Annotated in this window: 7 protein-coding genes and 2 tRNA genes; 5 read left to right on the top strand and 4 right to left on the bottom strand. The window is 47.4% G+C overall.

Going from position 1 to position 8,958, the window contains the following annotated elements; all coding sequences use genetic code 11:
* The coding region (locus P8O70_08940) for a hypothetical protein (protein ID MDG2197000.1) at positions 1-1,430 on the bottom strand (1,430 nt) is incomplete at its 3' end.
* Between the two features lie 52 nt (positions 1,431-1,482).
* Here P8O70_08940 and P8O70_08935 point away from each other — a divergent pair.
* The gene (locus tag P8O70_08935; GenBank protein MDG2196999.1) at positions 1,483-2,379 is read left to right on the top strand and encodes a branched-chain amino acid ABC transporter permease; all 897 of its coding nucleotides are present in this window, start codon (positions 1,483-1,485) and stop codon (positions 2,377-2,379) included.
* Positions 2,379-3,272, top strand: a complete 894-nt coding sequence (locus P8O70_08930; GenBank protein ID MDG2196998.1) for a branched-chain amino acid ABC transporter permease — start codon at positions 2,379-2,381, stop codon at positions 3,270-3,272. The genes P8O70_08935 and P8O70_08930 overlap by 1 nt, the downstream gene beginning before the upstream one ends.
* Positions 3,273-3,281: 9 nt before the next feature.
* Here P8O70_08930 and P8O70_08925 read toward each other — a convergent pair whose 3' ends face one another.
* Together P8O70_08925 and glgB are read right to left on the bottom strand one after the other, a co-directional pair.
* Positions 3,282-3,893, bottom strand: a complete 612-nt coding sequence (locus P8O70_08925; GenBank protein ID MDG2196997.1) for a hypothetical protein — start codon at positions 3,891-3,893, stop codon at positions 3,282-3,284.
* Positions 3,894-3,993: 100 nt separating this feature from the next.
* Positions 3,994-6,213 (bottom strand): 1,4-alpha-glucan branching protein GlgB, encoded by a 2,220-nt coding sequence (glgB, locus tag P8O70_08920; protein ID MDG2196996.1) that lies wholly within the window; start codon positions 6,211-6,213, stop codon positions 3,994-3,996.
* A gap of 113 nt (positions 6,214-6,326) precedes the next feature.
* On the opposite strand from glgB, the gene uvrC reads away from it, so the two are divergent.
* From uvrC to P8O70_08905, 3 genes are all read left to right on the top strand, one after another.
* Positions 6,327-8,261: an excinuclease ABC subunit UvrC gene (gene uvrC, locus P8O70_08915; GenBank protein ID MDG2196995.1), complete on the top strand. Its 1,935-nt coding sequence runs from the start codon at positions 6,327-6,329 to the stop codon at positions 8,259-8,261.
* Positions 8,262-8,313: 52 nt separating this feature from the next.
* Positions 8,314-8,389, top strand: a tRNA-Glu gene (locus P8O70_08910).
* Between the two features lie 46 nt (positions 8,390-8,435).
* Positions 8,436-8,511, top strand: a tRNA-Ala gene (locus P8O70_08905).
* Positions 8,512-8,674: 163 nt separating this feature from the next.
* Here the strand turns inward: P8O70_08905 and P8O70_08900 are convergent.
* Positions 8,675-8,958: tyrosine-type recombinase/integrase (locus P8O70_08900; GenBank protein ID MDG2196994.1), on the bottom strand; the 284-nt coding region annotated here is incomplete at its 5' end.

The raw sequence follows: 8,958 nt of genomic DNA, 5'->3' as shown, positions 1-8,958 counted from the left end.
AACCAACAATCGTCAGTCACTGCTGGAATCATCCAGCCTTCTTCATGTCGAACAGTCCCACAACTCTCACCGCCGACCAACAACTGGCCGTATCCTTCTACCCCTATCAATAATTGATAGTTCCCTTTCCCCTCAAGTAGGATATGTTGCCCAGCTGGGACACGAAGTCGGAAGGCGTCAAAGTCCGGAAAGTCGACCACTCGTTCACAACGAACTCCATCCTGTTGCCAGATCAACTCGGGTTGTGGAGGTTGATATACTTCGGGTTTCATCCCAGCGAGGGCTTCTTCAGTATTCCAATGATCCTGAGTCAATACCTTCTGGCCAAACATCACAATCATCCGCTCATAGTGGGGAGTCTGAAATTCAATAACTCTTACTCCGTGTTGTAGAGAGTGCATTTGCCAGGTTGGGAAAGACACCACATCCCCAACAAGCACTGGGCATGACCCAACGTAGGCCTCTGCTGCAAGCCGTAGTTTGTTTTCTTCTTTCTGAAGATGTTCCGGGATGGTTGAGAGCAATTCCTGCATTTCTTCCGGACTAAGCGCCTGATTCAATCCATAACCACGTTGGATTCTTTCCTGATCTAAGAGTTCATCCAGCTTTTTACGCAAGGTTTCATAGTTTTGAATCGCTCTTCTGAAGTCTTTTTGGTAGGCAGGCCACCAGTCGTCACCGTATTGCTTCTGATAAGTTTGAAACAGTTCTGGATGCAGTCCAACTCGTACTTTTCCAACCCCATCCGGCCAGGCAGTTTCATCAATCGCTGTAACAATGTAGACTTCCCATTTTTCCTGATGTAATTCCAGATACAGATCCCCTAAGATAGTTTCTGGGACTGGATTCAGGGTTTTCAACAAGATGAGTGGAGGTTCTTGGTGAGCCAGCAAAGACTTTGGAAAAAGATTTAGCGCATACGGCAACTCAGTTGAACCCTGTTCATCAATGACGCTGGCCACTCCTCTTTGCTCGACACCTGTGTACCAACCTTCATAGCCCCAGGGCTTGGAAATCCTTAACTCTTTAAGTTTCAATGGCAAACGAGGGCTCTGTAAGACAGCTTGGTGAGCCATTGCGATGGTTTCTAACTGGGAGTTTCCAAGCAGTTGCTGCTGAATTGCAATGGGGTCTGCCAATGTTTTCCATACACATCCTCTAATATTGTCCTGCTGGATTTCTAGAAGTTCTTGGTAGGCGCATGCTGGTTTTTCAGGTAACCATTCGGCAATCAGACTTCTAGTACGTAAGACAAAGAAAGTCTCTGATTCCTGGATCTCCTGCTGTATCCAACGACCAAGAGTCTCTGCGGAGATTTCTTTCTGAAGAGGGTGTCCATTGGGGATGTGTAGTAGCCAACTGTTGGGCTCCAAAGGAAGACTAGTGCCACGTAAGGCTGGCCATGCTTCACGAAAGGCAATCACATCCATGCAAATCTCCTTGTGTACGAGAGGGTCAGTTTTCTGTATCTAGGTGGCTCATTTGCCACATCTATTCCATAAGTCCATGCTACTTCAGACGCTATTAGGAGGATTAGTCCAAGGCTGTATCTACAGTCTAATTGCCTTGGGTTTTGTCCTAATTTATCGTGCAACTCGACAAATCAACTTCGCCCAGGGGGATCTGCTCATGCTGGGTGCTTACCTTGGTATGCAACTCCAACTATGGGGAGTTCCTTGGTCAGGTGCTTTACTGCTCAGCCTGCTGCTACTATTTCTGTGTGGTTCACTGCTACAGTTAGGACTACTGTCCCCTTTGCCAAGAGAGAACCCGATCTCTGTAATTCTACTGACGTTGGGATTGGGCTTTGTTCTGCGCTCTCTTGCAACCATGATCTGGGGCCCTGCGCCGCTTTCCTTTCCAAATCCTTATGAACAACAGTTGTTTACGTGGCGAGTTTTGATGATCAGTGGTGCTCAGCTTAGCGTGTTGATGGGCAGCCTGATCGCCTGGTTGGCCGTTTGGTGGCTATTCTATCATAGCAGGATAGGATTAGGTCTGCGAGCTCTTGCACAAGATTACTGGATGGCACAGGCTTCTGGGGTGTCACGCAAAAGTATGGAAGCCTTGGTTTGGGGGCTGAGCGCAACCCTCGCAGCATTAGGAGGGATACTGCTGGCTCCACTTTCATTGGTTCATCCTGAGTTGGGCTGGCTGAGTATTAAGGCCTTTGCTGCTGCTGTTTTGTTCGGCTTTGGGAATGTCGCAGGTGCTGTTTTTGGTGGCTTACTGCTTGGAATCACAGAACAACTTTCTGCAGCTTGGTTTCCAGATGTCTCAAGAGATCTGGTCAGTTACTTAATTTTACTGCTCTGGTTATGGTTAAGAGGTTCTAACAAAATCGGTTCAGCAGCGATTGTGTTCTCAGGAAAATCGTGATGCGATTGGGGATGTTCACCGGTTTTGCTGCCCTTCTGACTATTCCATGGTGGGCGTCTTCCTTTTGGCTATCCGAAGCTCAAACATGGCTGATCTATGCGCTCGCTGGACTGAGCCTGAAGCTCCTATCCAAGGAAGTAGGTCTGATCAGCTTAGGCCATTCAGCTTGGCTGGCAATTGGCGCTTATGGTAGTGCGCTGATACTGCAAGTTGGTGGAGCATGGTGGCTTTCTCTGTTGATGGGGATCTCTCTTGGTGCAATGAGTGGCTGGTTACTGGGCTGGACTACGGAACGACTGCAGGGCACTAGCCTGACGGTTTCAACACTGGTTGCCGCCTTGTTGATTCAAGAGTTGTTGCTACTCACTGAGAATTGGACCGGTGGATACAGTGGTATCTCTGTCGACACACCCGATTTTCTGAAGGGCAGTATAGACCAACATTGGGGTTACTGGATGAGTTTGCTGGCTCTAGCAGGAGCTTGGCTCTGTTGGCAGCAACTGAAAAACAGTACAATTGGCCGTTGTTGGAGAGCTTGTAAGGATAGCCCACAGGCGATGTGCCTGGGAATTAATCCACAACGAGCCCGACAGCAAGCATTAGTCTGGAGCGGAGGCATTGCAGCCCTCTCAGGAATTTTACTGGCTTGGCAGCTTCAGTATTTGTCTCCAGAAGCCTTCCCATTGACTCTCTCGCTCGAGATTTTGCTTATTGGTTTATTGGGCTCCAGCAATCTATGGGGCTTACTCTGTGGAGCAGCTCTGGTCCGTTTTCTGCCTCAACTTCTTGCACTGGTTCGTATGAACCTGCCCCCTTCTTGGCAAGACTTACCTGGGATAGAGCCCCTAGTTTTTGGTCTGATCCTAATTTACTGGATCTGGCAAAAACGCTGATAGTTTCCTTCAGTTCTTCAGTTGCTTGCGCATCCGCTTGAGTGTTTCTCTTGCAGACTCACGATTTTGTCGATCTAAAACCATTCCCTGCCACTGTAGCCACTCCCACATTGGACGTAACTCAGCATGACCAATTGGAATTCGGTGGTTGTTGACCTCTTGAACATAGCGTCTCACCAAAAGTGGAACGGGGACTTCATCCGCAAAGGCTTTGGCTCTTCGAACTGGTTGCCAGATTGGAGCATCCTTCTTTTCTTTTTTGGGAGGGGTCAACTTTGGTGAAGGAGTTTTTACTGAAGTTGTTTCAACTTTAGGTACTGTTGTTGGAATGGGCAAATTACCCTGCAAATCATCAGCACGTTCTAGGGGTTTAGTGTGTTGGACATGTGGGCTGGCTGATGGCTGATTTGTAACTGGATTAAGCGAAGCTTGAAGAGAAGAAGCCTGTCCAAGAAAGAGTTGTAGTAATTGATTTTTTTCAGTGCAGGCCGTCTGAAGTTGGCGACGTAGTTCTGTAATTTCTGATCGTAGACTGTCGATGTATTCTCTGGTCAAGGAATCTTGATCCATCAGACGGCTTGTTGTTGGTGAGTTGGAAAGAGAGGCTAAGTTTTCTTTCATGGTAGTCTCGGAGAACAGTGGAATCCGATGTCTGCTATCAAGGGAATCCGATGTTGTACGATTCAATTCTGACGAGCCCGATCCTTGGTTCGTCAATGACTCAGTGAATACGTTGCCAAATCAGGCATCCAAGTGGTGGCAAATCCAGGTGAGCACTGGCATCCTGCCCTTGCCAAAGAGCTTCTTCAGCAGTGATGGTTTCCTGTTGGTTGAATCCCGAGCCTCCATATTCGGGAGCGTCTGAATCAAGCAATTTGCGGTATGTTCCAACTTCTGGAAATCCTACCCGGTAGTAAGTTCGAGGAACAGGAGTGAAGTTGTAAACAAATATTAACGGGGATTCAATACCCTTTGTGCTGCGCCGTAAGAATGAAAATGTGCTGTGTTGGGTATCGCTAAGATCAATCCACTCGAAACCATGCCAATCTCGATCATTGCTGTAAAGTGCAGGGTGTTCTCTGTAAAACCAATTGAGCCTGCAAGAGAAGTTCTGCAATTGTTGGTGAACAAGGTTTTCAAGCAGGTGCCAGTCCAGACTCTGTGCTTCTGACCATTCCCTCCATTGTCCGAACTCACTGCCCATAAAGAGTAGTTTTTTTCCGGGATGTCCAAACTGATAACAGAGATACAGGCGGAGATGAGCACGCTTCTGCCATTCATCACCGGGCATTTTGTTCAGTAATGAACCTTTGCCATGAACGACTTCATCATGAGAAATCGCCTGTACAAAGTTTTCGGAAAAAGCGTAAACCAGCGAAAAGCTGAGCCAGTGATGATGATACGGGCGATGTGCTGGATTCAACTCCATGTAGCGAAGTGAATCATTCATCCAGCCCATGTTCCATTTGAAGTTGAAACCCAATCCGCCGTGGTAAGGTGGACGGGTAACCCCATTCCATGAGGTTGACTCTTCAGCGATGGAAAGAACATTAGGGAAGTAGTGGAAGAGTGTTTTGTGCAACTCCTGAAAAAAATCAATAGCCTCCAAATTTTCACGGCCTCCACTCGAATTGGGAATCCATTCTTCATGGGGTCGATCATAATCAAGATACAGCATCGAAGCAACAGCATCGACACGAATCCCGTCGATATGGTATTTTTCAAACCAAAATAGGGCATTACTGATCAGAAAATTGCGTACTTCGTGACAGCCATAGTTGAAGATCAACGTGCCCCATTCCTTGTGCTCTCCCTTTCTTGGATCCTCGTGTTCATAGAGCATTGTTCCGTCAAATTGGGCTAGTCCATGGGCATCCTTGGGAAAATGCCCAGGCACCCAATCGATAATCACACCCAATCCTTCTTTGTGACATCGATTGACGAAATACATCAGATCTTCTGGATGACCAAAGCGGGATGTTGGCGCAAAGTATCCAGTCACCTGGTAGCCCCATGAGCCATCAAAGGGGTGTTCTGCTATTGGCAACAACTCCAAGTGAGTATAGCCCATTCGCTTGGCGTAAGGAATCAGGTCTTCTGCTAATTCCCGATAGTTCAGGAACCGATTTTCCTCTTCGGGTATGCACTTCCAGGAACCAAGGTGTACTTCGTAGATGTTTAGAGGTTGAGAGAACCAGTTTGTTTGCTCACGTTTTTCGAGCCAGGCTTCATCTTCCCAAGTAAATCCAGAAAACTCTTGAATTCGTGATGCGGTTGATGGCCGAACCTCAGTGGCAAAGGCGAAAGGATCACTCTTTAGCAGTAACTGATGTGCCTGACTGAGAAGTTCAAACTTGTAACACTGCCCAGAATGAGCTCCAGGCACAAAGAGTTCCCAGATACCAGAACTGCCTAACACGTGGAGCAGGTGCCTTCTTCCATCCCAACCATTGAAGTCTCCAACCACACTGACTCGTCTAGCGTTCGGTGCCCACACTGCAAAACGTACCCCTGCAATCCCTTCACGTTGCTCAACGTGCGCTCCAAGTTTTTCATGGAGAAAGCGATGCTTACCCTGCCCAAACAGATATTGATCGTAACTACTGATTGAAAGCTGAAAATAATAAGGATCTAGTCGACTGTGCTCTTGACCATTGGCATACTTGAAATCGAGCGTATATGGGACGCTAGCATTCTTCCCTTCACAAGTGCCTACAAATAAGCCCGCAGGGTGTTCCTGCTCCAACTTGAGATCAGGCAATCCAAATTCTTCTGGCCATCTCAGTAGACAGGAAACAGCATCAGGCTCCCAGACACGGATCAGCCAAGTTACCCCTGTTTCTGTGATCTCACTATGAAACCCCAGCACAGATCTTGGTTCATGATAATCCAGCACAAGCAGGGCCTGAAGTTCATGTTCCTCGAGTTGTTTGGGTAGCATCAGGATTTTAAAGAAGGTTGGCAAAGCGTAAGAATTCGCTACGCTATGTCATCCAGTCAGCAAGCTCAAGAAGAGACTCAGTAGAAAATGAAGATCACTAGAGGATTATCGCAATGCGCCCTGCTTCGATGAAACGTGCTCCAGAAGAAGCTCCGGTTTGGCAGAAACTGAAACATCTTCCCGAAGCGCCAGGAGTCTATCAGTTTCGCAATGCATCCAGTGATTTGCTCTACATCGGTAAAGCTAAGGTTTTACGAAATCGGATTCGCTCCTACTTTCAAAAATCTTCTGCACATAACCTGCGAATTCAGATCATGGTTTCGTTGGTTGCTGATGTGACTTGGATTCTAACGGACACCGAAGCAGAAGCCCTTCTGCTTGAAGAACAACTGATCAAACTTCACAAGCCACGCTATAACGTGGCCCTCAAGGATGACAAATCTTACCCCTACCTCAAGCTAAGCGTCCAGGAACACTATCCCCGCCTGAGCCTTGTGAGGGAGCGTCATGAGCGTAAAGCAGAATACTTTGGACCGTATCCTTCAGCCCAGGATGCCCGTCACATGATGCGAGTAGCACTACGTTATTTCCCGTTGAGAACAAGCAAAATGGAACTGGATGGAAGCAAGGTCTTTCGTCCCTGTCTCAACTTCCAACTGAAACGTTGTCTAGCTCCCTGCCGTGGAAATGTGGCTGTTGATGAGTATGGAAAATTGGTGCGCCAGGTACGACTGTTCCTGAAGGGTCGTGATCAGGAATTATTGCAGGATCTTGAACGGCGAATGCAGATTGCTTCAGAAACGCTGGAATTTGAACAAGCCGCTCAACTACGTGACCAAATTCAATCATTGCAACGCATCTTCACTCGACAGACGGTAATGTCACCAGATGGAGAGGATCGAGATGTCTTCAATCTCTACCGAGAAGCTGGAACTGCTGGTGTTCAGGTACTCTTCATTCGCAATGGACGCTTGTTAGGCTCAGACTTTTTCTTCTTTGATACGAGTGAACAAGCCTCGGATGCAAATTTACTGGGACAGGCCATCAATCGGCTCTACACCAGTGAAATGACAGGTATTCCTCGCCAGATATTGCTGCCCTTTGAGTATCCCGAAGAAGAAATATTGGGAGATGCTTTGTCTGAGCAAGCTGGTCACAGGGTGCAATTAACGGTTCCCAAGCGTGGTCATAAAAAAGAATTGGTAAGCCTGGCTTTTCAAAATGCTCGGGCGAATCTGGAGGAACAAAGAAGGCGGGTCGTTAAAGACAGTGAGATCCTCCGGCAAGTTCAGAATTTTCTTCATCTAAAAAAACTTCCAGATCGGGTGGAGTGTTTTGATATTTCACACTTCAGCGGTGAAATGACCGTTGCTTCGATGGTTTGCTGGGAAGGAAACAAGCCTGCCAAAGAGAACTACCGCAAGTACAAGCTACGGACGATTCATAGCCCGGATGATTTTGCAAGTATGGAAGAGGTGCTAACCCGTCGCTACCAGCGTGCTTTGAGTGGTCAACAACCTCTGCCCGATCTGATCATCATTGACGGTGGGAAGGGACAACTTAACACGGCTCTAGCTGTTATGGAAAAATTAGGAATCGACTGGCATCAGCAGGACATTATTGGTTTGGCAAAGGGGCGCTCAGAGCGTAGTCGTGGGGTGACTCGAGGCAATGATGAAGACTACGAATATGTTGTCAAACCCAATCAAAAGAATGAAATTCGCCTGCAGCGTCACTCTTCGGTACTCTATTTCCTGCAGAACATTCGCGATGAAGCGCACCGCTTTGCCATTGAGTTTCAACGCAAGCTCAAGCGGCAAGATAATCTAAAATCTCTGCTAGATGAAATCCCTGGAGTGGGAAATCGACGCAAGCGAGCCCTGCTCAAACACTTTGGTAGCTTGAAACGTGTGCGAGAGGCGAGTGTTGAAGAGTTGCGGCAAGTGTCCGGAATTTCTCCAGTTTTGGCTGAAGAAATTGTGGGTTTTTTCAAGGAGTGTGAGTCCTTTTTAAAGAAAAAGTACGCAGCTTCACAAAAAGAGAGTTGACAGCTTTTGGGGAGGAATTTATATTTATTAGCTTTCGCTGAACTTTCAGCAAGTCCCCATCGTCTAGAGGCCTAGGACATCGCCCTTTCACGGCGGTAACAGGGGTTCGAATCCCCTTGGGGACGCCACTTCCAAAAAAAGACCTGCTCATCAGGTTCCAATCAAGCTCTACGTGGGGGCATAGCTCAGCTGGGAGAGCGCAACGCTGGCAGCGTTGAGGTCAGGAGTTCGATCCTCCTTGCCTCCACCACATTGCAACTTTAATTGTAATTCCTTCAACTTACTTCTACTACCCTCAAGCCTTGAATTTATCTAGCCTAAAGGTGAGTTGCTTCTCTTTCTCCCTTACTGTTTCTTACCTCGATTTACCCACTCTAAATCGGCTGTTGCCCACGTATACGCCCACGTAAAAATCAACTTGTTCCACTGAGTTTTTGGGACTCTGATGAGAACCTAAATTCGAACAAATCACGCTCGTCAATGAGTTGATACCTTCGCAGCATCGCATCAGACTTATGTCCTACTTGCTTCATCACCAAATATGCTGGATTCCCCCTGCGCATCGCCTTGGTGACGAAGTCATGTCTCATATCATGAAAAACAGCGTCCTCAATTCCTGCCTTCTTCAGAGACTCATTCCAGACTTTTTTTTGGTAGGATCCCCAACGACAAATTGGTTTTTGGGTGACCGATAGAA

It is taken from the genome of SAR324 cluster bacterium, assembly GCA_029245725.1.
Taxonomy (GTDB): Bacteria; SAR324; SAR324; order SAR324; family NAC60-12; genus JCVI-SCAAA005.
Note: the sequence above shows the minus strand (reverse complement) of the source record. Positions and strands in the feature narration are given on the sequence as shown.

Bases quoted from the DNA above. Each gene is read 5' to 3' on its own strand.
- P8O70_08930 (MDG2196998.1), top strand. From the start codon at position 2,379: ATGCGATTGGGGATGTTCACCGGTTTTGCTGCCCTTCTGACTATTCCA.
- glgB (MDG2196996.1), bottom strand. From the start codon at position 6,213: ATGCTACCCAAACAACTCGAGGAACATGAACTTCAGGCCCTGCTTGTG.
- P8O70_08925 (MDG2196997.1), bottom strand. From the start codon at position 3,893: ATGAAAGAAAACTTAGCCTCTCTTTCCAACTCACCAACAACAAGCCGT.
- uvrC (MDG2196995.1), top strand. From the start codon at position 6,327: ATGCGCCCTGCTTCGATGAAACGTGCTCCAGAAGAAGCTCCGGTTTGG.